The organism is Pantoea sp. YR525 (genome assembly GCF_900116775.1).
Lineage (GTDB): Bacteria > Pseudomonadota > Gammaproteobacteria > Enterobacterales > Enterobacteriaceae > Pantoea > Pantoea symbiotica.
In genome coordinates, this window is the sequence record NZ_FPBU01000009.1 from 95,469 (window position 1) to 119,043 (window position 23,575).

General features: G+C 55.3%; 19 protein-coding genes and 1 tRNA gene. 3 read left to right on the forward strand and 17 right to left on the reverse strand.

What is annotated here, in order from left to right:
* Positions 1-32 precede the first annotated feature (32 nt).
* Together BM323_RS18590 and nadS are read left to right on the forward strand one after the other, a co-directional pair.
* Positions 33-365 carry a type II toxin-antitoxin system RelE/ParE family toxin gene (locus BM323_RS18590; RefSeq protein ID WP_008105654.1) on the forward strand — a complete coding sequence of 111 codons (333 nt, stop codon included), beginning with the start codon at positions 33-35 and terminating at the stop codon, positions 363-365.
* A gap of 1 nt (position 366) precedes the next feature.
* Positions 367-651, forward strand: coding sequence for a NadS family protein (gene nadS, locus BM323_RS18595; RefSeq protein WP_008105652.1), 285 nt, complete (start codon positions 367-369; stop codon positions 649-651).
* A gap of 103 nt (positions 652-754) precedes the next feature.
* Here the strand turns inward: nadS and BM323_RS18600 are convergent, their stop codons facing one another.
* The 16 genes from BM323_RS18600 to BM323_RS18675 all read right to left on the reverse strand — a co-directional run bounded on the left by BM323_RS18600 (position 755) and on the right by BM323_RS18675 (position 22,503).
* Positions 755-1,759 (reverse strand): glycosyl hydrolase family 8, encoded by a 1,005-nt coding sequence (locus BM323_RS18600; protein WP_008104593.1) that lies wholly within the window; start codon positions 1,757-1,759, stop codon positions 755-757.
* A 9-nt stretch (positions 1,760-1,768) separates the two neighbouring features.
* Positions 1,769-2,215: a cellulose biosynthesis protein BcsD gene (gene bcsD / locus BM323_RS18605; protein ID WP_008104594.1), complete on the reverse strand. Its 447-nt coding sequence runs from the start codon at positions 2,213-2,215 to the stop codon at positions 1,769-1,771.
* Complete coding sequence (locus BM323_RS18610) at positions 2,215-6,018, reverse strand: cellulose biosynthesis protein BcsC (protein ID WP_008104596.1); 3,804 nt, start codon at positions 6,016-6,018, stop codon at positions 2,215-2,217. Before BM323_RS18610 ends, bcsD begins: the two co-directional genes overlap by 1 nt.
* An 11-nt stretch (positions 6,019-6,029) precedes the next feature.
* Complete coding sequence (bcsB, locus tag BM323_RS18615; RefSeq protein WP_008104599.1) at positions 6,030-8,579, reverse strand: cellulose biosynthesis cyclic di-GMP-binding regulatory protein BcsB; 2,550 nt, start codon at positions 8,577-8,579, stop codon at positions 6,030-6,032.
* Positions 8,576-10,681: a UDP-forming cellulose synthase catalytic subunit gene (gene bcsA / locus BM323_RS18620; protein ID WP_008104601.1), complete on the reverse strand. Its 2,106-nt coding sequence runs from the start codon at positions 10,679-10,681 to the stop codon at positions 8,576-8,578. The genes bcsB and bcsA overlap by 4 nt, the downstream gene beginning before the upstream one ends.
* Before the next feature lie 54 nt (positions 10,682-10,735).
* On the reverse strand, positions 10,736-11,536 hold the full coding sequence (bcsQ, locus tag BM323_RS18625) for a cellulose biosynthesis protein BcsQ (protein WP_008104603.1): 801 nt from the start codon (positions 11,534-11,536) through the stop codon (positions 10,736-10,738).
* Positions 11,527-12,201 (reverse strand): cellulose biosynthesis protein BcsO, encoded by a 675-nt coding sequence (gene bcsO / locus BM323_RS18630; protein ID WP_008104605.1) that lies wholly within the window; start codon positions 12,199-12,201, stop codon positions 11,527-11,529. Before bcsO ends, bcsQ begins: the two co-directional genes overlap by 10 nt.
* A 474-nt stretch (positions 12,202-12,675) precedes the next feature.
* Positions 12,676-13,683, reverse strand: coding sequence for a dipeptide ABC transporter ATP-binding subunit DppF (gene dppF / locus BM323_RS18635; protein WP_008104607.1), 1,008 nt, complete (start codon positions 13,681-13,683; stop codon positions 12,676-12,678).
* Entirely contained in the window at positions 13,673-14,659 is a 987-nt protein-coding gene (gene dppD, locus BM323_RS18640) for a dipeptide ABC transporter ATP-binding protein (protein ID WP_008104610.1), read from the reverse strand. Before dppD ends, dppF begins: the two co-directional genes overlap by 11 nt.
* Before the next feature lie 12 nt (positions 14,660-14,671).
* Complete coding sequence (gene dppC / locus BM323_RS18645) at positions 14,672-15,574, reverse strand: dipeptide ABC transporter permease DppC (protein WP_008104612.1); 903 nt, start codon at positions 15,572-15,574, stop codon at positions 14,672-14,674.
* A gap of 9 nt (positions 15,575-15,583) precedes the next feature.
* The gene (dppB, locus tag BM323_RS18650; RefSeq protein WP_008104614.1) at positions 15,584-16,603 is read right to left on the reverse strand and encodes a dipeptide ABC transporter permease DppB; all 1,020 of its coding nucleotides are present in this window, start codon (positions 16,601-16,603) and stop codon (positions 15,584-15,586) included.
* A gap of 198 nt (positions 16,604-16,801) precedes the next feature.
* A complete protein-coding gene (dppA, locus tag BM323_RS18655; protein ID WP_008104616.1) occupies positions 16,802-18,412 on the reverse strand; it encodes a dipeptide ABC transporter periplasmic-binding protein DppA in 1,611 nt (536 codons plus the stop codon).
* A gap of 955 nt (positions 18,413-19,367) precedes the next feature.
* Positions 19,368-19,444 (reverse strand) — tRNA-Pro (locus BM323_RS18660).
* Between the two features lie 103 nt (positions 19,445-19,547).
* On the reverse strand, positions 19,548-21,239 hold the full coding sequence (eptB, locus tag BM323_RS18665; protein ID WP_008104619.1) for a kdo(2)-lipid A phosphoethanolamine 7''-transferase: 1,692 nt from the start codon (positions 21,237-21,239) through the stop codon (positions 19,548-19,550).
* 268 nt (positions 21,240-21,507) lie between these two features.
* Positions 21,508-21,936 (reverse strand): organic hydroperoxide resistance protein, encoded by a 429-nt coding sequence (locus BM323_RS18670; RefSeq protein ID WP_008104621.1) that lies wholly within the window; start codon positions 21,934-21,936, stop codon positions 21,508-21,510.
* A 102-nt stretch (positions 21,937-22,038) separates the two neighbouring features.
* Entirely contained in the window at positions 22,039-22,503 is a 465-nt protein-coding gene (locus tag BM323_RS18675; protein WP_008104624.1) for a MarR family winged helix-turn-helix transcriptional regulator, read from the reverse strand.
* A gap of 62 nt (positions 22,504-22,565) precedes the next feature.
* Here BM323_RS18675 and BM323_RS18680 point away from each other — a divergent pair, with 62 nt between their 5' ends.
* Positions 22,566-23,159: an HD domain-containing protein gene (locus BM323_RS18680; protein WP_008104626.1), complete on the forward strand. Its 594-nt coding sequence runs from the start codon at positions 22,566-22,568 to the stop codon at positions 23,157-23,159.
* A 42-nt stretch (positions 23,160-23,201) separates the two neighbouring features.
* Here the strand turns inward: BM323_RS18680 and BM323_RS18685 are convergent, their stop codons facing one another.
* The gene (locus BM323_RS18685) at positions 23,202-23,498 is read right to left on the reverse strand and encodes an HTH-type transcriptional regulator (protein WP_008104629.1); all 297 of its coding nucleotides are present in this window, start codon (positions 23,496-23,498) and stop codon (positions 23,202-23,204) included.
* Positions 23,499-23,575: the final 77 nt, after the last annotated feature.

Below are 23,575 nucleotides of genomic sequence, written 5' to 3' on the forward strand. Positions count from 1 at the left end.
AATGTACTCCTTAAAGGCAAAGGAGATAGCCGATGAGTCACGCGATTGAGTTTATTGAAACGCCGATATTTACTCGTCAGATAAAGCAAATCGCCACGGATGACGAACTCAGGGAGTTACAAAAAACGCTTATCGAGTCACCTGATAAAGGTGATCTCATTCAACATACTGGTGGCCTGCGAAAAATCAGGATGGCAACGGGTAATCAGGGCAAAAGTGGCAGTGCAAGGGTGATTTATTTCCTGGCCACCGTTGAAGTGATTTATCTGGTAATGGCCTACCCGAAAAATACCAAAGACAGCCTCACGGATGCAGAAAAAGCCGAGTTGAAGAAGTTGACCCAACGATTAAAAGACGAGGTATAACATGAGTTTTTTTGATGAGCTGAAAGCATCGCTTGAAGAAGCTGTAGAAATTAAAAATGGTAAAAGCGAACCTGCTCGCGTAACCCGTTATGAGTTGGCTGACGTAAAAGCCATCAGGATGCAGCTTAATGTCTCGCAAAGCGAAATGGCGCAAGTCCTCGGCACCAGCCTCGATACCATTAAAAGTTGGGAAACGGGACGCCGCAATCCGACCGGACTGGCCGCAAAAGTGCTGGCAACGATTCAAGCCAATCCAAAATTCTTCCATGAGCTTGCGTCACATTAACGAACAGCTTCACCGTCGTGAGGTCGCCATAAATGGCGCCCCTACGGATGAGGTGCAGGTTTTGTAGGGTCGCCATTCATGGCGACCTGGTCAAAGATGAGACTTACCGCTTTTCCTGATACGCCATCCAGGTCAGTAGTTGCAGGCTGGCGGAGAAGTAGTTTTGATCCGGCGCTAAACGGTCATTGAGGTAACCGGTTTGATTCAGCGTCAAATCGCGAATCGCTAACAACCCCCCTTCCATGTTGTACGGCGCTGGCGTATTGCCTAACACATCATACCAGGCTGGCGTAGTCATACGCGCTGAGCCTTGCCAGACGCGCTGGAACGGCACCAGACGCAGGCTTTGTGCATCGTACCACCAGATATTCAGCGGAATACGGATCGCGTCATAGCTGAAGCGATTGGAATAGCCCACCGCAGGTGCTACCGAACCATCGGCATTGAGCGCCACCCAATCGAGCGGCAGGCCGGTTTTACCGAAGTGCATATCGCCCAGCAAATCCATGCCGTCATCAATCAGCTCATTCCAGATGCGCAAATGGCTGTGTTCAGCAAACTCGCGCCAGGCCTCAAACAGGAAATAGGAGGGATTGAGCACCACATAGCTGGTTTTGTTGAAACCCTGCGCGCCCGGCAGCATCACTTTGTGTCCGCCGTAGCTGATCACATTCAGCTTCACGATCGCACGCTGAATGCGGTCGGAAGCTTGCTGGTAATCGCCGCCCCACTTCTGCGCCGCACGCTGCAGCGCCCAGGCAATTAATACATCACCATCAGATGCGTTGTTTTTGTCGGCAATCGGATTGGCAGCACCCGGCGTATAGCGCCAGTAGAACAGATCGTTTTGCGGATTGCGCAGATGAGTGCGCGTCCACTGCCACAGCAGATCGAAGGTGGTGCGATCGTCATGCGCCACCGCCAGCAGCATGCCGTAACCCTGACCTTCGGTATGGCTGACATTGTTATTCGCCGTATCACTGATACGGCCATCGCTGCCCATAAAACGGCTTTTGTAGGTACTCCAGCCATCTGCGGCTGCCTGCGCGCTAAAAAACATCACCATGAAACACAGCATCCATTGACGCCAGAACCGCATTACTCTCATTACAGCTTCCTATTGATATCGATAGTGCAGCGTGCCGCCGTCGTTGTTCTCAAGCGTCACCGGTACCGCCGCGCTGCCGCCTTGTGCCTGCAGCCACTGCGCATACACGCCTGCCAGCACTGCGCTCAGCGCCAGCTGCCAGCGTTCAACACCGACGTTGCTGTCGCCCTGCGGCAGCGCGTGGTGCTGAATCAGAATGGCATTCTCCTGCGGCTGTAACTGCACAAAGCCCCAGTTAAAGCGCGCCAGCTGCAAATTCATTTCACGCTCCAGATCCTGCACGGTGCGCGCATCGGGTAAAGGATAGCGCGTTGCCAGCGATACGCCGACGCCGTTGAGAAAGCCTTCCGCTTCCTCGCCCGCGTTGTCCAGCATGCTCTCAATCATCGCGCTCACCAGATCAAACCAGCCCGGCTGATGCGGATGGCTGACGCGTGCGGTTACTTGCTCACTCATTAGTAATCTCCGAACATGTAACGGAAGTACAGATTGGCTGTGCTTTCGTTGTAATCGCCAAAGGTGTCGTAGCCGAGCTGACCGCCCACGGTGACATCTTTGTTGATCTTATAATCCGCACCGGCATGCAGGTTGTAGCCAATGCCGTTTTTGCTGGTGCCTTTGTAATAAGAGTCTTTGGCATACCCCAATGAAACGAGCTGATCCATGGCGTTCTGCGCATCAGGATCATTCGGGAAGTATGCGCTCTTGTCTTGACTATAAGTCTGGTAGCCCACTGAACCACCCACATTGACTTTAAGGTCATCAAACTTACGTGAGAACTCCACCGGGAATGAGATCGATGCGTAATCTTGCGGACTGAAGTATCCACCCTGCCCATAGGTGAAGTAGCTGAGGTTTTTCGAGAAGTCCATCCAGGAAAGGCTCATGCCAACTTTCAACTCACGATCGTCGTAATGGAAAGGTCGCACATAGGCACCGGCTGTCGCATTCAGACTTTTATTGCTGGCGACGTTCTCACCCAAATAGCTATAAGCTCCCGCGCCCGCATAGAAACCAGCATCGCCGTTGTCATAGCTGAGCAAGGCGTTACCGCCGTTTTTAGTCACCCGGCCCCATTTCGTTCCGGTTGCCTTATCGGTGACACCCACATACGAAAGTAAGCTGTCAGTCATGGCGCGACGTTCACCGGTCAGCACCAATGTAAGGAAATCAGTTAACTTCGGTGACCACTGCACACCCCCCACCAACGTACTCAGATCCTGGCCCAGCGGCGTGCTGCCAAGGTCAATCTTGTAGCTATCGCCTTTCAGCGCCATGTTAAGTTCAACACCAGACGCTCGCTGAGAATCCGTTGATGCACTTGGCACGTCGTCAACTTTCGCGTCACCTGAGGCGACCACGATACCTTGAATCAACGGATTCGCACCGAAGCGACGCCATGCATCACCCGAAGCGCTTCCAGCACTCAGCGAAACCGGCGTCATGGTGAAGTCGAAGCGCGCATCGCCAAACGGCACGGTGGAGAAGGTGAGCGGCGCTTTAGCTTCAGTTAACTTACTCAAACCGGATTCGCCATCGCGTCCACGCACCTGAACTGCGCCTTGCACCCAGGTGCCGGTTTTCTCTTGCAGATCGTCCATCATGCTGTCGATTTGATGCAGCGTCTGGCTTTGCTGAATCGCCGGTGTGTTGCTCGCCAGCGTTACGCCTTCGGCGCTGCTGGTGGCCGCTGGAGCCGACTGCCACGGCATCACCGCGCCATAGCTGGACGGCGAACGGCCCACCGGCGAGGTGCCGCGATTGATAAACGGATTGTCGGCCAGCGCCAAACCACCGACGCTTGGCACGCTGCCGGTTTCAGCGCCCTGCAGACCAATCAGCTGACCGCGCGCGGTGCGCAGATAGCTCATCGCCTGACTGTGTTCGCCGTTGGCTTCGGCCACGCGGGCTAACAGCAGCAAGCGATCTGGCGACTGCTCATTGCGCAGGCCGCGCGTTAAGGTATTGGCTTTGTTGACGTCATTCTGCGCCAGCGCCACGTTGATGGCGCCGGTGCGCGCGTCTTGCGTCGCGGTATCCTGCGTCATCAGGTAGTCGTACACCACGCCCGCTTCTTTGTTCATCTTGCCGGACTGATAGAGTCGCGCCATGGCGAACATCAGATCGCGGTTCTGCGGATCGTGCTGCAGCGCGCCCACCAGCTTGTCGTAAGCGGCAGCGTACTGTTTCTGCTCGCGCAGGCGATCCACTTCGTTGATCACGTAGCCGTTGCGGATGCCCGCCAGCTGAGTTGGCGTGCTGCGTGCCTGCAGTTCCGGGCTGCTGAGGAAGCTCTGCGCTTCGGTGTTCAGACCGGCCTGATTCAGCACCGCCACCTGCGCGGCGTAATCACCGGCGTTGCCCTGAATGCCGCGCTGCATGTTGCTGCGCACCACGGACACCGCAGTGGTGAGATCGCCGGCTTTCGCCAGCTTCTGCGCCAGATTACCGGCATCAACCGGATTAGCTGGCGGCGTCGATGCCAGCGCACGCAAGGTGTTGGCCGCTGCGGCGTTCGAGCCCTGCGCCAGATACTGATCGGCGGTGGCCATCTGCAGGTTGAAGTTGACGCGCTGCGCCAGCTCGCGCATATCGCTGTTTTTGCTGCTATTAGGAATGCGTGACAGCAACAAACTCGCCTGCTGCCAGGCGCTGCTTTCGCTGGCGTTTAACGCACCCGCGTAGAGTTCTGTAGTGCTGGCACCGCTGCGCATGGTCGGCTGCATGATATTTGCCGCCATCATGTTATCGCCCTGCGCGCGGTAGATACGCGCCAGATCGAGACGCAGCCAGCCATCATTGGGATAGCGCTGAATACCCGAGGTCAAGGTGGCGATAGCCGCGCTGTTATTGCCCGCCGCCACTTCACGTTTGGCCTGGGCACGAATCGGATCGGTGCTGCTGCCGCGCGGTGCCACGCTTTGACGCACGCTGTCGGGCAGCGATGCCAGCAAGGTGTTGGCTTCTGCGCCACGGTTCTGCTGACGCAGCACGTAGAACAGGCCTTCTTTGGCATTGCGGTTATTGGCATCGCTTTGCAGGATGGAACGATAGGTTTGCTCCGCCTGTTCGAGCTGATTGCTGCGACGCTGCACATCGGCGCGGAACAGTTTGGCGGAGACGCCTTTCTCACCGTCGGCCTGCGCCAGCGGTTCGCTCAGCGCCAACGCCTGCGCGCTATCACCGTTTTTCAGCGCCTGCTGCGCGGTGGCCAGCTGCGCGTAGAAGCGGGCATCGGCGGCCTGCTTCTGGCGCGTGTCGCTCTGATCGCCACCCAACTGCGCCGCGCGCGTCAGGTAATCCGCCGCTTCGGCATAACGTCCGGCACGCTGGGCCACATAGCCCATGCCGGCCAGCGCATCCGCATCTTGCGGGTTGGCTTGCAGCACTTTCTCAAAGTTGTTCTGCGCGTTGCTGACGTCGCCGCTGTTCAGCGCGGTAAAGCCCGCACCTTTCTCCGCGCCGCCGACGTTTTTACGGTAGTAATCCAGCACCGCGTTATCTTGTGGATGGCGCTGCTGCCAGGTTTGGTACAGCGACGCATCAGACGCCTGTGGACCAAGCCACAACAGCGCCTGACGCAGCGAACGATCTGCTTCTTTGTTACCGTCCGCCAGGCTGCCGAGCACATCAATACCCTGACGACGCGTCGATTCCTGATAAGTCAGCACTTTACCCAGCGCCAGTTTGGCGCCGGTATCCTGCGGATGATCGGCGGAGAACTGACGCAGCGCTTCCACCGCCTGCGGCAGCAGCGAACGATCGCCCGCCATGGTGAGATAATATTCGGCAGCTACGCTCGGCGGCGGCTCGTTGCCGCTGAAGGTGTTACGCCAGGTTTGCAGCGACGCCGCAATGTTGCCGCTGCGTGCCTGCTGGCGCGCCAGCTGCAGCTGCGCCTGCGGAATGGTTTGCAGCTGGCGCGCGTTATCCAGCTCGGTGAGATGCGGATCGTTCGGCGAGGCCGCGCTCAGGCGCGCACGCCACTGCGCCGCTTCCGCCGTGCCGCCGCTCTGCTGCGAATAGAGCGCCAGCAGATAGAGCGCCTGCGTGTTATTTGGCTCAACCATCAGCACTTTCTGCAGCGAGGCTTTCGCCAAATCGTCATGCGCTTTCTGGTGCCAGTACGCCGCCTGATCGAACAGCGCCTGTAACGCAGGATTAGTGCTCTCCGCCGCCAGCAGCGGCTGAGAGAGCGTCAGTGCCCCACCCAGAATCAGGGCATGACGAATACCGGCACTTAACAGATGTTTTTTCATTGTTTTTATCCTTACTTCTTGCCGGACTTGCTATCAACTTTTGGGTTGAGACGACGCCACGCATGACGTTTCAGCATCACCCATGCACCGCCGCCGACCAACGCTGAAAGCAGCAGCGCCGCCAGCGCCATCAGCACCGAGTGCTGGTTGGCATACCACACCACCATCATGTACCACGGCATTTCGCCGCTCGGGAATTGCGGGCCAACGCGGAAGCTGCGAATGCCGTTCTCATCAGTGATGATGGCGGTATCGCCGCGAATACCGGCGTTGATGCGCGCGGAATTCAGGTCTTCATGCAGGCGCAGCAGTTGCTGATCGCTGGTCGCCACCGTCATCACCACTAAACGATCCGGGTTCCACGGCGAGCGATAGCTGACAAAGCCGCGCCACGCTTCGTTGGACGAGAAGTAACGATCGGCATCCAGCTGCTGGCGATACCAGTCGCCGGTCAGCCAGCCGCGCAGTTTGTCCCAGGTGGTCGGCTCTTTCACGCCCAGCGTGTTGCCGCTGGTATCAAACGGCGTGTTAGCCAGCATCGCCTGGTTGAAGTCGTTGTTCTGCGTGGTGCTCACCGCCAGCAGATCGCTCTGCTGCAGACGCGTCATGTTGGTGCCGCCATTCGGCAAGCCAAACAGCACCTGGTTTTGCAGCAGCGGTACGCCGGTGGCGTTACCGGCGCGGGAAGCCATATCCAGCAGCGTGGCGATCTCCGCATCGCTCGGTTGTTCCGGCAGCAGCAGCGTGGTCTGCGAGAAGTCCGCCAGACGCGAGAACGGGAACGAGGCACCCACGAAGTAAGAGAGGTTTGGCAGCATGGTGAAGTGGCGCGTCTGGCTCAGATCGATCCACGAATCCTCTTCGATGCGGCTCTTAATGTTGTTGTTCAGCAGCACGCCGCACGGGGCATCCGCTTTCGGCTTGATGTTGAAATAGAGCGCCAGCTGGTTGTCACCGTAAATCAGGTACGGTTCGAGCTTCAAGGTGTAATGTTCCTGACGCGCGTCGCCGCCCAGGCGATGCCAGGCGCTCTCCAGCAAGCCGACTTTATTTACCGTCAGGTTGCGCAGGAAGGTGCCGTTTATCATCACGTTGAGGAACGAGTTATTCTCGTCAATCCAGCTTTCCGATGGGAAGCGATAGTGCAGCTCCACCGGAATGGTGTCGCCATCCCACAGGAACAGATCCGGCGCGGCGCGGAAGTTGACGCTCAGCGCATCGTGCCAGATGCCGGTGGTGGTCAGGCTTTGATCTTTGCGCAGCAGTTCGCTCAGACGCACCGGACGCGTGGTGTTGATCCAGCGCGGCGCATCGTACGGCTTACGCACGCCAATCGGCTGCGGCTGCACGTTCAGGCTGCTGGCATCGGTCGCCAGCGGCTGAGTGGTTAAACGGTTAGCGGCCTGACGCAGTTGATCGTCATTCGCGCCCACCACCAGCAACAACTTGTAGACCGGATTGTTGGGATTATCGATCACCTGCAGCAGCGGACCGTTGGTGGCTGGCAAGGTTACGGTGCCAATTTTGTCGCCCGGATGGCCAATCAGAATACCGTTGTGCTCGGGCAGATCGCCGCGCACCACCGGGAAACGGATGCCACGATAATCCGACTGAATGCCCATCCACGATGCCACCAGCGCGGCGGCGCTGATGCTGTCCGGCGCGGCATTGGCGGCAAAGCCAAAAGTGACGCTGGCGGGCGTCATGCGCTGCGCATCGATAAACGGACGCGGGAAGTTACGCAGGCTGGTACCGATGTTCAGCTGCTGGCCTTCAAGGCTCAGCGTGGTTTTCGGCAGAATCGATACCTGATACTGCTGCGCGCTCTCTTTCTCACACAGCAGCTTGTCGGCATCGTTAATCTTGAAGCTGAGGTTGTTGCTCGAAACCACCATCGCCGCCGGAATATCCAGCTGGTAATCGCTGACATCGCTGTCGCTGGAGCCCAGCGGCAAAGTGCCAAGCGGCTGACCATTCAGCATCAGCTGCAGCGAGGTGTTGCGTGCTGCCAGTGCCGCCGAGACGCGCAGCGACAGATTGAGGCGCGCGTTGGTGATCACTTCATCGCTGGGCAGCGTGAACACGATACCGGATTGCAGCTGGCCGCCGGTCAATGTGATGCCGCGCGGCTGGCCCATCTGCGCCACCGAAACGGTGCTGCTGATTGGCTGGTTAAGCGTGGCGGAAGATGTATCTGGAATCACCGCCGGTGCGGTTGGCGTCACCGTTGGCAGCACCATTTCTGGTGCGACTACAGGTGCAGGTTCGCTAGCGGCCGGTTCGGCGGGCGTTTCATTTACCGTTGTCGGTGCGGTTGGCGGTGCCGCTTCCGGTGCGGTTTGCGGAGCCGTTTCCGGTGCGGTTTCTACTGGCGCATAAGGTGCCGCGCCGGCCGCCTGCTGCAGCTGTTGATCGGCTGCACTTTCAATACCTTGCGGCGGCGGCACGTCAGAAAGTGCACCACTATCCTGCGTGACCGCCGGGGTTTCGGCCCACGCTGGCGCGAGCAGCAGCGCCGTTGCCAGCGAGCTTGCCAGCAACGTTTGCGTCAAATTCTTCATGCAGCGCTGTCCTCTTTTGCGGCGGGCTGGTTGTCACGCTTACGCTTCTCACGGCGATCTTTCCAGGTCAGCCAGAACAGCTCAAAGACGGTACGAATAATGGTGCCAAGCGAAACCAGTGGATTGTCTTGCTTATATTCCGGCTGAATCCACGCATCCGCACGCGCCAGCACCACGCGCACCAATTCACGACGGCGCGACAGCGGCATATCACCAAAGCGCAGACGAATGCTCTCTTCATCGCCAGAGATTTTGCTCACCGGAATGGTGATGGTGCCCGATTTCAGCAGCAGATCGATCTCTTCAATTTCATCGTGTTCGTGACGATTGTCCGGCGCATCCAGCTGCGCGCCGCCCATCGACAGATCGCTGGTTTTCGTGCGCGACGAGATGCCGCTGGCGTAGTGAATCACCGCCGGAATCTGCACTTCAATACGGATAGTTTTACGCACCTGCTTGGTTTCACGTGCCACAGCAATCGCCGCCATCAGGATAATCAGGCTGAACACCGCCCAGCCGACGTTGAGGGCGATAACGTAAGGATCGACGCCAAAGTAGTCATGCGCCGTCGCACGTACCACGCCAGCGATGATGCCAATCGACAGCAGCACCGCGACAATCACGTGTGGACGCACGATGTGGAAGTCGAAGAAGCCCTGATCGAGCAGGCCGCCTTTATCCGTAACGTTAAACTTGCCGCGCTTCGGTGCCAGCATGGTCAGCAGCGTGGGGATAACGAGGTGGAAGCACATCACGGTTTCGTAGATTTCGCCCCAGAAGGTGTAACGGAACTTGCCGTTCATTCGTGAGTTGACGTAGAGCGACATCACCAGATGCGGCAAGACGTAGGCGAAAATCAGCGATGCCGATGAGTGAATGATATTCAGGTTAAACAGCAGATACGCCAGCGGTGCCGTCAGGAACGCCACGCGCGGCAAGCCGAACTGGAAGTGCAGCATGGCGTTGAGGTAGCACAGACGTTGCTGCCACTTCAATCCACGGCCAAACAGCGGGTTATCGACGCGGAAGATCTGCGTCATGCCGCGCGCCCAGCGGTTACGCTGTACCACGTGCAGACCAAGACGTTCAGTCGCTAAACCGGCCGCCAGCGGAATCGCCAGGAAAGCCGAGCCCCAACCGAGACGCTGCATTTTCAGTGCGGTATGCGCATCTTCAGTGACGGTTTCCACCGCAAAGCCACCGATCTCTTCCAGCGCGCTACGGCGAATCACCGCACAGGAGCCGCAGAAGAAAGTGGCATTCCAATTATCGTTACCCTGCTGTACCGGGCCGTAGAACAGTGAACCTTCGTTCGGGATGCTGCGTGCCGCACGCAGGTTACGCTCGAACGGATCCGGCGAATAGAAGTAGTGCGGGGTTTGCAGCAGCGCCAGCTTCGGATCTTTCAGGAACGGACCGACCGTCGCCTGCAGGAAGGTGCGCGTAGCCACGTGATCGCAGTCGAAGATGCAAATCAGCTCACCTTTGGTGATCTTCATGGCGTGGTTGAGGTTACCGGCTTTAGCGTGATTGTTATCGTCACGGGTGATGTAACCCACGCCGACGTCAGCGGCAAATACCGCAAACTCACTGCGTTTACCGTCATCCAGCAAATAGACCTTCAGCTTGTCGCGCGGGTAATCAATACACTGCGCCGCCAGCACGGTATCACGTACTACATCGAGGCTTTCGTTGTAGGTTGGAACATAAACATCAACCGTCGGCCACAGGCTAGTATCATCCGGCAAAGGTTCGATGGTGCGTTTTAATGGCCAGGTGGTTTGCAGGAAGCCGAGAATTAAGATCAGCCAGACGTACAGTTCGGCCAGATATAAGCCGATACCGAGAATCGCTTCGATCTCAGAATTAAATTGCAGCGTCTCCGTGGTGCGCCACCAGATATATCGGGTCGACATCAGCGCGGATAGGATAACCATGACGATAGTTATTTTGCGGCTTTTGCTGAAGCCCAGTAAAAACATCATGCCGATGCTGATTAAGCCAAATATATATTGCTTCTGGCTGTCCATAGGCGTGATGACGATTACCGCCGCCACCGGTGCAAGCACCAGCAGCAGCAGGTAAAACCCGAGTTTACTCATGATTCACCCTGAAGAAGCTGTGTTGTTATTATGTGGCCGGAGACGGCCTCATTATTAATAGTGGCTGCGAATAGGTGCCTGAACTTCGCCGTTGCCCACGGTGATATTCAGGATATTGGCTACGCGTTTTGCCACTAATTCGATATCAAACGCAGCTGCAGAAGCTGGGCTGAAATCATAAACAGATTGTTGCGAGGCATTGGCTTCCGCGACACTTTCATCACGATGTACCACGCCTAATAAGTTCTCACCCAGGCGCTGCTGCATAAAAGCGGTGACTTCACGGCTAATATTGCGGCGATTGTCGCTCTGATTAAGCACAAAATAATGACCACGCTTATTATTTAGCGGCTGACCAATCATGCGGTCATTTTCAATTTGCGGCAGTAAAGAGACCGACGCGGTATCCGCTAACATCACCACTAAATGCATATCGGCAAGTGCCTGCATTGCTTTAAGCGCTGGACCCGGACCCGGCGGAAAATCGGCGATAATCACCAGCCCCGGATAATTCAGTACCGTATCCAAACCGCGTTTCAGGAAATGCGGATCTTTTACCAGGTTCTCTTCAAAACGTTCGCGCTGCTCTTCGCTGACTTCGCCATAAGGCATGACGAAAATGTTGCCGCCGGTGGTCAGAATCGATTGGCTCCAGTCGGCCTGATCTTCAAAGCGCGCGACAAAGCCGCGACCATCATTCAGCGGTACACCGAAATGCAGGCGCAAGGCGTTCTGAACATCGAAATCGATTGCCAATACCTTGCTGCCAGCGCGAGCCAGACTCCACGCAAGGTTGGCCGCCATGGTGGTTTTCCCTACTCCCCCTTTTGGCGAGCACACACAAACTAACGGCATAGCGCAATCTTCTCCAGTAGCGGTTTTAACGGTGTTTCTTTTGACAAATTAGCGGGCTCGGCGGGACGCGAGCGGAATAGCGCACCAAAGCGAGACGGTGCGGGCGCAGCCGGACGTGCCGGTTCAACCGCGGCGGCAAAGGTTGGCACAGGCGCAGGCGCAATTGGCGCTGGAGTTGCCGGTGAAGGCGCGGTAACAGCAGCAGGCTGAGTAATCGGTGCGGCGGGTGCGGCGACAGGTTTGGCCGGCGGAAACAGTGAAGTTGTCGCCTGGCGCTCTACCAGCGTGGCTTTTGGCGCTAATGGCGTAGCAGACGACACCGGTTTAGCCGACGGCGCGGGCGGGAACAGCGATGAGCCGGTCTCCGGTTGGGCAGCGGCAGGCGCGTTCAGGCTGTCGAGAATCGATCCTCGTGCCGGGCTGGCTGGTGCAGCCTGAGCAGGCTCTGGCGGTGCGCTAAATTCATCCCCGCGAATCGGATGCGGTTGCGGCATATCGACGCGCTGGCCGCTACCTAATTCAGGCTCTTGATCGGTGGTCAATTGACGCAGTAACGCCCACTGACTTTGATCGGCTTCATGCGATTGACCAGACATATCCTTAAAAGCGATATCAAGCGTCTGTGTTTTCTCTTTAAAACGCTGCAGATCGTCGTAATTCTTCATGATCAGAGCCTGTAAAAGCGGGAGGGAATTTTCCGCGAATATATCACACACATTAAAAGACGGTGAGACAAATCTGATTATTAAAACGCCGCATTCAACAAAAGAATTCTATCTTAAAGATTGAAAAAACGGGCATGCAAGAAGCATGCAGTTATTTATTGACGGGTATTAATTAGTATCAATTAACAGAAATAATTACGCAGGGGATTTTAACCTAAGCTACTGAATTTTCTCTACTGCGCTGCAAGTTATGGATTTTATTTCATTGTGATGCCGCTCACGCAATCCTGACGCAAATAAGAATTTGCCTTTACGCTTTAAGTCCTAATCAGGACCAATTGATCACAGATGCAGTGGCGTAATGCTTTTTGCGTGGCTTGGGCGATAACAGGTTTTGTCGTTAATTAATCTGATGTATTAAGGATAAAAGAAAGGCTCCCGCAGGAGCCTTCATTCATTTATAGCGGTAATTTTTTACACGCCCACCGGCTGGTTCTCATCCTGATCCACCGCGAAGCAAGCGATTTGCTGATCGCCATACTGCTTCAGCTTTGGTTGCAGCTGAACACAGGTGCCAAAGCGACGACGGCAGCGCGCGTTAAACGCACAGCCCGGCGGCGGGTTGAGCGGGCTCGGCAGTTCGCCCGTGAGCTTGATGCGCTCGCGGCGATCGTCCGGGTTAAGGCGTGGTGTCGCCGACAGCAGCGCCTGCGTGTAAGGATGGCGCGGATTGCTGAAGATCGCCTCTTTGCTGCCCTTCTCAACGCAGCGGCCGAGATACATCACCATCACCTCATCGGCGATATGTTCCACCACCGACAGGTCATGCGAGATGAAGACGTAGGACAAGCCTAAATCCTGCTGCAAATCCATCATCAGGTTGAGCACCTGCGCGCGTACGGATACGTCGAGCGCGGAGACCGGCTCATCGGCAATCAGCACATCCGGATCAAGCATTAAACCGCGCGCAATCGCGATACGCTGACGCTGGCCGCCCGAGAACATGTGCGGATAACGATCGTAATGCTCGGTTTTCAGGCCAACCTTCGCCATCATCTCCAGCGTTTTTTCTTTGCGCTCCGCTTTGGTCAGCGAGGTGTTGATTACCAGCGGCTCTTCCAGAATCTGACTGATTTTCTTACGCGGATTGAGCGAACCGTACGGGTTCTGGAACACGATCTGGATTTTCTGACGACGCAGTTTCTGCGCCTGCGGATCGTGTTTTAGCAGATCCTGACCGTGCCAGAACAGCTGGCCTTCGGTCGGGGTTTCAATCATGGTCAGCAAGCGGCCCAGCGTGGATTTACCACAGCCGGATTCACCCACCACCGCCAGCGTTTTGCCGCGTTCGAGGTTGAACGAGACGCCATCCAGCGCTTTTACCAGACGTTCCTGGCCAAACAGACCTTTCTTCACCGGGTAGTGTTTTTTCAGGTCAATCGCCTGCAGCAGGTAATCCTGCTTATCGTTATCAAGACTCATAAGTCGGTCTCCCGGCATCATCCAGTGGGAAGTGACATTTGGCCTGACGGCCCGGAATGTCGCGCAGTTCCGGCTCTTCGCGGCGGCAGCGATCGGTCACATACGGGCAGCGCGGATTTAACAGGCAGCCGGTTGGGCGATCGTATTTGCCCGGCACCACGCCAGGCAGCGAAGCCAGACGCGCTTTATCGGCGGCAAACTCCGGCAGCGCGCGCAGCAGCGCCTGCGTATACGGATGACGCGGCGCTTTGAAGATATCCACCGCTTTACCGCTTTCCACCACTTGTCCGGCATACATCACGATGATGTGCTGCGCCGCTTCGGCCACCAGCGCCAGATCGTGGGTAATCAGGATCAGCGCCATGTTCTCCTGCTTCTGCAACTCCAGCAGCAGTTCAATGATTTGCGCCTGAATGGTTACGTCGAGTGCGGTGGTCGGCTCATCGGCGATCAACAGTTTCGGTTTGCAGGCAATCGCCATCGCGATCATCACGCGCTGGCTCATACCGCCCGACAGCTGGTGCGGATAAACATCCAGACGCGATGCCGGGTCGGGAATGCCCACCTGATCGAGCAGATCAATCGCGCGCTGGCGGCGGGTTCTTTTGCTGCCGCCCTGATGCACCTTCAGCGCTTCCATAATCTGGAAACCCACGGTGTAGCACGGGTTGAGGCTGGTCATCGGGTCCTGGAAAATCATCGCTACTTCTGCGCCCACCAGCTGGCGGCGCTCTTTTTCGGAGATTTTCTGCAGGTCGCGCTGATTGAACTCCAGTTTTTCAGCCATTACGCGGCCGGGATAATCAATCAGGCCCATAATCGCCAGTGAACTCACGGATTTGCCCGAGCCAGATTCACCAACAATACCTACAACCTGGCCTTGCTCGACCTGGTAGCTGATGCGGTCAACCGCACGGAACGGTGTTTTTTCGTCGCCGAAATGCACCGATAACTTGTCTACATTTAATAACGCCATCTCGGTGCCTCTTTACTGCTTGAGTTTCGGGTCGAGTGCATCACGCAAACCATCGCCCATGAGGTTGAATGCCAGAACCGTTAGCAGAATGGTCACTCCAGGGAATGTCACCACCCACCAAGCACTTTGCGCATACTGCAACACGTCGGAGAGCATGGTGCCCCACTCCGGCGTAGGCGGCTGCGCCCCCATACCGAGAAAGCCCAACGCCGCCATATCAAGAATGGCGTTGGAGAAACCTAATGATGCCTGCACGATCAGCGGTGCCAGGCAGTTAGGCAGAATATTGATGAACATCTGGCGCAGCGTACCGGCACCCGCCACGCTTGAAGCGGTGACGTAATCGCGGTTCACTTCAACCAGCACCGCAGCACGCGTCAGACGGATATAGTGCGGCAAGGCGACGAAGGTAATCGCCAGCGAGGCGTTAACAATCGACGGACCAAAGATCGCCACCAGCACCAATGCCAGCAGCAGGCTTGGCAGCGCCAGCATGATATCGACCACACGCATGATGATGGCGTCAACCACGCCGCCGAGGTAGCCGGCCATCAGACCAAATATCACGCCGAGAATCAGCGACAGCACGACTACCATGCAGCCGACCAGCAGCGACAGGCGCGCACCGTACATCAGGCGCGACAGCACATCGCGGCCCACGTCATCGGTACCGAGGATGTAGCTCCAGCTGCCGCCTTCCTGCCAGACCGGCGGATGCAGCAAGGCATCGCGGAATTGCTCAGCCGGTGCGTGCGGTGCCAGTACATCAGCAAAGACCGCAATCAACAGCATCAGAACGATGTAAACCAGGCCGATTACCGCGCCTTTGTTACGTTTGAAGTAGTGCCAGAATTCCTGCAACGGGGTCATCGGCTTGGGTGCAGCAGTTACGCTTGCGGGATCAACAGCAGACATGATTCCCCCTTATTTCTTATGACGGATACGTGGATTGACCACGCCGTACAACAGATCAACCAGCAGGTTGACCACGATGATCAGAATCGCCACCAGCAGCACGCCGCCCTGCACCACCGGATAGTCACGGCGTTGCAGCGCTTCGATCAGCCAGCGACCAAGTCCTGGCCACGAGAAGATGGTTTCGGTCAGAATCGCACCGGCCAGCAGCGTACCGACCTGCAAACCGATTACGGTGACGACCGGCAGCATGGCGTTACGCAGCGCATGCACCACAATCACACGCATACGCGTCAGGCCTTTGGCGCGCGCAGTACGAATGTAATCTTCACCCAGCACTTCCAGCATTGAGGAGCGCGTCATACGCACAATCACCGCCAGCGGAATGGTGCCGAGCACGATGGCCGGCAAAATCATGTGCATCACCGCATCTTTGAAATCGCCCTCTTCGCCCCAGAACAGCGTATCAATCAGCATGAAGCCGGTGAGCGGATGGCTGTCGTCGAGGAAGATGGTGTCGCTGACGCGCCCGGAGACCGGCGTGAGGTTCCACTGCACCGAGACCAGCATGATCAGCATGATGCCCCACCAGAAAATCGGCATTGAGTAACCGGTGAGCGAGATGCCTACGGCGGTGTGATCGAAGATCGAGCCGCGTTTTACTGCTGCCAGCACGCCAACGGGAATGCCGACCGCCACTGCGAACAACATGGCGCAGATGCCCAGTTCCAGCGTGGCTTTGAAGCGTGGTACGAATTCGTCCCAGACCGGGATACGGCTTTTCAGCGAGATGCCGAGATCACCGTGCAAGACGCCGTTGATGTAGGTGAGATATTGCTTCCACATCGGCTGATCAAGGCCAAATTGCGCCATCAATTGCGCGTGACGTTCAGGAGAGATACCGCGTTCGCCGGCCATGATCAGTACCGGATCGCCGGGGATCAAGTGGACAAACGCGAAGGTCAATAATGTGATACCGATGAACGTTGGGATGACAAGGCCCAAACGTCGGAGTATGAATTGCAGCATAAGCCTGGTTCTCTGACATTTCCCACAGCGTTACCGCCGGGGACAACATTGCTCAACACTCGCAGCCCGCCAGGGGCAGACGCGACGCAAGAAGCGCTTCAATATTAGAATTTGCCGGAAAAAAAGAGCGGAATACGGGCGGCGAAGGTGCCGCCCGAGGGCCAGCAATGCTGGCCCTGACCGCGATAATCCGAAAGGTTATTCCTGGATATCGACGTTTTCGAAGTGATGTTTACCTAATGGATCAACCACATAACCTGTTACTTTCTTGCTCACTGGCTCGTATACGGTTGAGTGAGCGATGATCAGCGCTGGAGCCTGGTCATGCATCACTACCTGAGCCTGTTTGTACAGTTCAATACGTTTGTTGTGATCGGCTTCAGCACGGGCTGGCTGAATCAGATCTTCAAACGGCTTGTAGCACCAACGTGAGTAGTTAGAACCGTCTTTCGCCGCTGCACAGCTGAACAGCGTGGCGAAGAAGTTATCTGGATCCCCATTATCACCGGTCCAGCCCATCATAACGGTCTGATGTTCACCGGCTTTCGCACGCTTCAGGTACTCGCCCCATTCGAAGGTGACGATTTTGGCTTTCACGCCAATTTTCGCCCAGTCAGCCTGAACCATTTCCGCCATGCGGCGTGCGTTCGGGTTGTATGGACGCTGAACCGGCATTGCCCACAGGTCGATGGAGAAACCATCTGCCATGCCCGCTTCTTTCAGCAGCGCTTTCGCTTTCTCAGGATCGTAGGCGTAATCTTTGATGTCGTCGTTGTAGCCCCACATGGTTGGTGGGATCAGGTTTTTCGCGGCCTGGCCAGCGCCCTGATAAACGGCATCAATGATGGCTTGTTTGTTCACCGCCATGGTCAGTGCCTGACGCACTTTCACGTTATCCAGCGGTTTTTTCTCGGTGTTGAACGACAGGTAACCAACGTTCAGACCAGGCTGTTCCATCAGGTTAATTTTGTCGTCTTTCTTCATGCTGGCGAGATCGGCCGGGTTCGGATACGGCATTACCTGGCACTCACCCTTCTGCAGTTTCGCATAACGCACTGACGCATCTGGCGTGATGGAGAACACTAAGCGATCAATCTTCGGCTTGGTGCCCCAGAAGTCTGGGTTCGCTTTGTACAGAATGCGCGAGTCTTTCTGATACTGCTGCAGTACGAACGGACCGGTGCCCACTGGATTGAGGTCCAGCTTCTCAGGCGTGCCCGCTTTCAGCATGTTGTCGGCATATTCTTTAGAAATGATTGAGGCGAAGTCCATGCCGAGGTCAGCGATGAACGGCGCTTCTGGACGCGTCAGGGTGAAGCGTACGGTGTAATCGTCAACTTTCTCGATTTTGGCGATCAGCTTAGGCATGTCCATGCCTTCGAAATATTCGTAGCTGCCGCCAGAAACACCGTGATATTTGTTGTTTTTATCGAGCTGACGCTCGAAGGAGAACACGACGTCATCGGCATTAAAGGTGCGGGTTGGCTTGAAGTCTTTGGTAGTTTGCCATTTCACGCCCTGACGCAGGTGGAAGGTATAGGTTTTACCGTCCGCGCTGACATCCCATTTTTCTGCCAGGCCTGGCTGCAGCTCGGTAGTACCGGTTTTGAACTCAACCAAACGGTTGTAGATCGGTACGGAGCTTGCGTCGTAAGTGGTGCCCGATGTGAAGAGCTGCGGGTTGAAACCTTCCGGCGAACCTTCTGAACAATAAACGAGGGTTTTCGCCTGGACACCAGCGGCAACGGTCATAGCAATCAGGCTGAGACCGACCTTCAGCATCCTGGATTTAGCCAGGGAGTTGATCATGTTTTGCTCCATTGTGATGTGATGTTGTGTGCGTCGCCCGACCTCTGATTTTTTTATGCGGTTCGGGCAGGTCAATTAAGAGTAAGCAAAATGTGAGCGGTTATTTTTTTGTGCTGGCACCGTGGAATCTGTCAGACACGTCCTTCTCTACATTTTATTGACGCATCAATTTGTCAACAGTTGCAATGAACGTCAATACAGTGTGGGGTTATTTACACAGAGTGTGAGTAAGTGCAAGCAACGATAAAAAACACCCTTCTCAGCGTAAGCCAAAATTAAAAAAGGTGATAAAGCGCTCAATGCCGCGTGATTATCTGGCTATGTAGCCAAATGACAGTGATTATCACCGTTAAAAAACACACAAAACTTATTGGTAAATGTTGAATATCTGAACGATTCTTCGTGCGTTATGACGTTCAGGCAGCGGAATGTGCTAGTGAAATGGCATAAGAAATCAGCATGATGCATAAACCGGTCATAAGAAGAATGTTTCGCGAATTAAGCGCGCGGGTTCGATTTGGCGTGGGCTTCAAGCTTGAAAGTCGGAATAATAGTGGTCATTTTTGATTTGAGAGATGGAACGGGTGTATTTACGGGTTTTGCTGATTATTGGTGCGTTGCTCAGGAAAGGCGGCTCGAACGCAAAGTCGGCGTGAATACGTCCCTGTAGCCTCGGCCGCCGCATCCCTGCGGCGGACGCTTTGCTAACCGAGCCGCCTTCCCATCGCCTGAACGTTGGGTTTCGCTTTAAAACAGAGCGCAGCGGAATTTAATAAAGGATGGAATACAGGGCCGCGGAGTAAAGCTTCCGACGCATGGATGCGTCGGCAGAGCCCACAGGGATGTGTCCACGGCGACTTTACGGAGCGGCCCTGTATTTCAGCCTGATCGGCACAAGACCCAACAAATTACAGACGAAAAAAAACCTGCTTATAAAAGCAGGTTTCTTCAAAGATGGTCGGCGAGAGAGGATTCGAACCTCCGACCCACTGGTCCCAAACCAGTTGCGCTACCAAGCTGCGCTACTCGCCGATGGGGGCGCATATTACTGCGCTGCTAAAAAAGCGTCAATGCCTTTTACTGAAAACCCATCTGATCGCCTGGAAAGCAAGCAGAAGTCAGCAACCCCAGAAAATCACAGCGGTTTAGCAGGTGTGGCCGCTGGGGCTGAACACCAGTTATTCGCGTCTTTGATTCCGCCGTCTGGCGAGGTGTAACCGAGGCAACCCATAATGGTATCGAACAGCTCAACATGGCGATGGGTTTTACCCACGCGCTGCTGCGCCTGCAAACGTTCGAAGTTGCTGCGGTTAGTTGGATCCTCAAGATACTTATCAGAAGCCCACACCATCATCGGCACACGGAATTGCTCCGGTGGTGCCATTTCGCGCGGCGTGCCGTGCAAGTGCATATTCTCGCTAATTGATTCACCGTGATCGGAGGCATAGAACACAATCGCCTTCTTATCACGCAGCTGATCGAGCACGCTGTCCAGCATGGTATCCACGTACAAAATCGAGTTGTCATAGGCATTAATCAACTGCGCTTTACTGCACTTCTCATCAACGCCCATGCATTCCGGCTTATAGCGCGCGAAATCACGCGGGTAACGCTGAGAATAAAGGTAGTGCGAGCCTTTGGTGTGCAGAATCACCACATGCTTGCCTTTCGGGAAGCGTTGTAACGATGCCTGTAACTCCGGCACTAACAGCATGTCATCGACCGCTTTGCCCTGATTACGCTTCTCTGAACCAATCTGCTCGCGGAACGAAAAGTTATTGGTGTCAGCGTTATCGTAGAACCACACTTCGCTCTGCATCGCGAACAACTCAGACGTAAAGCCCAGCTCTTTCAATACAGCGAAAACGTTTTGTTCTTTCAGCGTGCGACCCGGATTATCCATGGTGCCGCCTTCGCGCACGAACATGCAACGCAGCGACAGCTTGGTGGCGGTATCACAAGATTCACCACGGAACGCGACCAGATTCTTCTCTTTCGACAGCTTCGGCGTGGTATCACGATCGTAGCCAAGCATCCCCATGTGATCCCAGCGCGTAGTTTCGCCAATCACAAACACCATATAGGTATCATCGATGCCCGCAGGCGCGACGTAGGTAAATTTCTTCGCCGGATCGAGCAACTCCTGGCCATCCCACTCTTCATCGACTTTAGTCCAGGCAAACAGGCCAAGCGCGGCGATCCAGTTGGATGGCAGATAGGAGTGCGCCACCACGCCGCCATAACTCGGTAAATCGATGTTGGTGATCTCTTCATTCACCTTTTGCAGCTTGTCGAAATAGCGAATTGGCAGCCACACCAGCGCGACGCTCAGCAGCATAACGGCTATCGGCTTCAGACGTTGCCCAGGCGTTTTGAGTTGTTCAATCAGCGTTTGGCTAAGATTATTGCGCCAGATCAGCAGCAGCGGCAGCGCGCTCACCAGCACCATCCACAACACGAAATGCAGGCCAATCACTTCTTTAGAGAGATCGATATCGGTGGTCATCACCGAGGCGATAATGCCGTAACCAATCACCACGTTGAAAAACGCCATGTAATAGGCGGCAGCAACAGAAATGATCACGGTAAGTGTGGCGAGTATGCGATAGGCCCATTTTCCGCCCAGCGACAGCAGGCGCATCAGGAAAAAGGTAAGAAGTACGGCGGCCATGACTTCTGCGGCAGCAGAGAGCCAGTTAGAGATATTGGATTTTGTTAAAAAGCCGTCAAAGCGGCGATAAAATATTGGCAAATTCAATAATATGCCCAGATATAGGGCAAGCAGCAGAGACAGCTTTTGCTGCGTTAAACTTTTAATATAATTCATGAAAATATCTATTCCCGACCTGGTGTCGTTGTATCAACCGTTATGTGACTGTTTAAAGACAGCAGAGTTCGCTAAACCGCGGAAAAAGCGTGACGCAAGATGCAGGATCGGGACGATTCCGACTGGCGAAGAGGCGATGGCGCGAAGCCGAGCAGTAGAACATTTAACCAATGGTAAGACCAGACAATTTTTCTAATTGAAGCAGTTCGAATTTAATTCAGATGTAAAAAAGGCTCCCGCAGGAGCCTTGTATCGCTAGCCACATCAATTAGTTGATGATGTTCAGCGTCACATCGATGTTGCCACGCGTTGCGTTTGAGTATGGGCAAACGATGTGTGCCGCATCCACCAGCTTCTGCGCTTCAGCAGCGTCCATCTCTGGCAGATGGATATTCAGCTTGGCTTCAATTCCGAAACCGTTCGGGATTGGGCCAATACCCACTTCGCCTTCAATCCACGCATCTTTCGGCATCGCAATCTTGTCGCGGCCAGCCACAAACTTCATCGCGCCGAGGAAACAGGCTGAATAACCCGCAGCAAACAGCTGCTCTGGGTTAGTCACTTCGCCGCCTGCGCCGCCCATCTCTTTTGGCACGCCCAGTTTTACATCCAGCACGTTGTCAGAAGAAGTCGCACGACCATCACGACCGCCGGTGGCTTTTGCTTTTGCAGTATAAACAACTTGTTCTAAAGACATAATAACCTCGTTAATTCGCTATATAATCGCGCACTACTTATTATGCGCAAACCTGAACGTCATCTTTTGGGATGTCGGGACAGCGACTTCCCTTTCTCAACATCAATTGGCGCGGTAAAGGCTATCGCGCAACTCGTCTAACTGACCTTTCAGTGATGCCATTGCCTGATCATCGCAGGCCGTTGCACACTGAATGGCTTCCGGAATACTTTCCGCTTTTTCACGCAACGCACGACCTTCATCAGTCAGCGTCACCACAACCTGACGCTCATCCTGACGTGAACGCTGGCGTCGCAGTAATCCCGCGCTCTCCAGACGTTTCAGCAGCGGCGTCAGCGTTGCTGAATCAAGAAACAGCTGCTCGCCAATCTCGGAAACCGTCACATCGTCCTGATTCCACAGCACCAGCATCACCAGATATTGTGGATAGGTAATCTCCAGCCTGGATAGCAGCTGGCGATAGACTTTGTGCATCGCGAGATTCGCCGAATACAGCGCAAAGCAGAGCTGCTGATCTAACTGAAGTGGCGCCTGCTTCACTTTTTTGTCATCTTGATTACTGTTCATGGGTTTGAATATAAATAGCGCGCTAGATAATTGCAAGCGATTTTTCTCTGGGAGAGTGAAATATGCGAGATTCACTGGAAGAGCAAGCGCGCCGTTATGCCACTGAAGCGCATGCTGCTGCGGGTCAACGCCGCAAATACACTGACGAGCCTTATATTGTGCATCCGGCTGCCGTCGCCGAGTTAGTGCGTAGCGTTACCGATGATGAACAGATGATTGCCGCCGCCTGGCTGCATGACACGGTCGAAGACACGCCCAGCACTCTGGATGATATCGAACGCCATTTCGGCCCGCGCGTGGCGGAACTGGTGGACCAACTCACCGATAGCGCGCAGCCTGCGGCGAAAAACCGCGCCGCACGTAAGCTGGCGCATTTCCGTCACACCGCCGATGCCTCACCCGAGGCGCAAACCATCAAGCTGGCCGACATCATCGACAACACTCGCGCCATCGTGCAGTACGATGCCGACTTTGCACGCGTCTATCTGGTGGAAAAGCAGATCCAGATCCAGCTACTGCGCGAGGGCGATAGCCATTTGTGGCAGCAAGCCGAACAAACTATCAAAAAGGGATTAGCGCAGTTAGCGCAGCCGCCGCACAGCGTGCCAGAGAGCTGGTTTGTTAAACAGGCGGAAAAGTACGGCGCCATAAATTAAAAAACCCGCCATTTAGGCGGGTTAGAGCATCCTAAAAAAGGATTACTCCAGCAGCTGACGCCCCAAATACGGGTTAGCCTGTAACAGCTTCATCAGTTTGCGCGCCGTAGCGGAAGGACGCGTACGTTGCGCCTCCCAGCTTTTAACTGACGAAACGCTGACACCCATCACGCGGGCAAATTCGTCAACCTGCATGCCGGTCATCTCGCGTAAACGCTGCGGCTCGGGAACTGTAGTCTGATTGATAGAAATTTCTGATACGGATGGCTTAGCGTCACGTGTCAAAACAATCTGCTCAAGGCTGCTGAGCAACTCGACCATTGGATCTTTTAATTCCATAGAGAACTCCTTAAAAACTCACTATGAAGCACGTGAAAGTAGAGAGGTAAGCGCCACCAGGCGCTGAAACCGGACGA

Excerpts from the sequence above, each read along its gene's own strand:
- BM323_RS18600 (WP_008104593.1), bottom strand. The coding sequence starts at position 1,759 with ATGAGAGTAATGCGGTTCTGGCGTCAATGGATGCTGTGTTTCATGGTG.
- dppF (WP_008104607.1), bottom strand. The coding sequence starts at position 13,683 with ATGAGTCTTGATAACGATAAGCAGGATTACCTGCTGCAGGCGATTGAC.
- eptB (WP_008104619.1), bottom strand. The coding sequence starts at position 21,239 with ATGAATTATATTAAAAGTTTAACGCAGCAAAAGCTGTCTCTGCTGCTT.
- BM323_RS18590 (WP_008105654.1), top strand. The coding sequence starts at position 33 with ATGAGTCACGCGATTGAGTTTATTGAAACGCCGATATTTACTCGTCAG.
- bcsQ (WP_008104603.1), bottom strand. The coding sequence starts at position 11,536 with ATGCCGTTAGTTTGTGTGTGCTCGCCAAAAGGGGGAGTAGGGAAAACC.
- BM323_RS18670 (WP_008104621.1), bottom strand. The coding sequence starts at position 21,936 with ATGTCTTTAGAACAAGTTGTTTATACTGCAAAAGCAAAAGCCACCGGC.
- dppB (WP_008104614.1), bottom strand. The coding sequence starts at position 16,603 with ATGCTGCAATTCATACTCCGACGTTTGGGCCTTGTCATCCCAACGTTC.
- BM323_RS18680 (WP_008104626.1), top strand. The coding sequence starts at position 22,566 with ATGCGAGATTCACTGGAAGAGCAAGCGCGCCGTTATGCCACTGAAGCG.
- nadS (WP_008105652.1), top strand. The coding sequence starts at position 367 with ATGAGTTTTTTTGATGAGCTGAAAGCATCGCTTGAAGAAGCTGTAGAA.
- bcsO (WP_008104605.1), bottom strand. The coding sequence starts at position 12,201 with ATGAAGAATTACGACGATCTGCAGCGTTTTAAAGAGAAAACACAGACG.
- dppA (WP_008104616.1), bottom strand. The coding sequence starts at position 18,412 with ATGATCAACTCCCTGGCTAAATCCAGGATGCTGAAGGTCGGTCTCAGC.
- dppC (WP_008104612.1), bottom strand. The coding sequence starts at position 15,574 with ATGTCTGCTGTTGATCCCGCAAGCGTAACTGCTGCACCCAAGCCGATG.
- BM323_RS18685 (WP_008104629.1), bottom strand. The coding sequence starts at position 23,498 with ATGGAATTAAAAGATCCAATGGTCGAGTTGCTCAGCAGCCTTGAGCAG.
- bcsD (WP_008104594.1), bottom strand. The coding sequence starts at position 2,215 with ATGAGTGAGCAAGTAACCGCACGCGTCAGCCATCCGCATCAGCCGGGC.
- bcsB (WP_008104599.1), bottom strand. The coding sequence starts at position 8,579 with ATGAAGAATTTGACGCAAACGTTGCTGGCAAGCTCGCTGGCAACGGCG.
- BM323_RS18610 (WP_008104596.1), bottom strand. The coding sequence starts at position 6,018 with ATGAAAAAACATCTGTTAAGTGCCGGTATTCGTCATGCCCTGATTCTG.
- dppD (WP_008104610.1), bottom strand. The coding sequence starts at position 14,659 with ATGGCGTTATTAAATGTAGACAAGTTATCGGTGCATTTCGGCGACGAA.
- BM323_RS18675 (WP_008104624.1), bottom strand. The coding sequence starts at position 22,503 with ATGAACAGTAATCAAGATGACAAAAAAGTGAAGCAGGCGCCACTTCAG.
- bcsA (WP_008104601.1), bottom strand. The coding sequence starts at position 10,681 with ATGAGTAAACTCGGGTTTTACCTGCTGCTGCTGGTGCTTGCACCGGTG.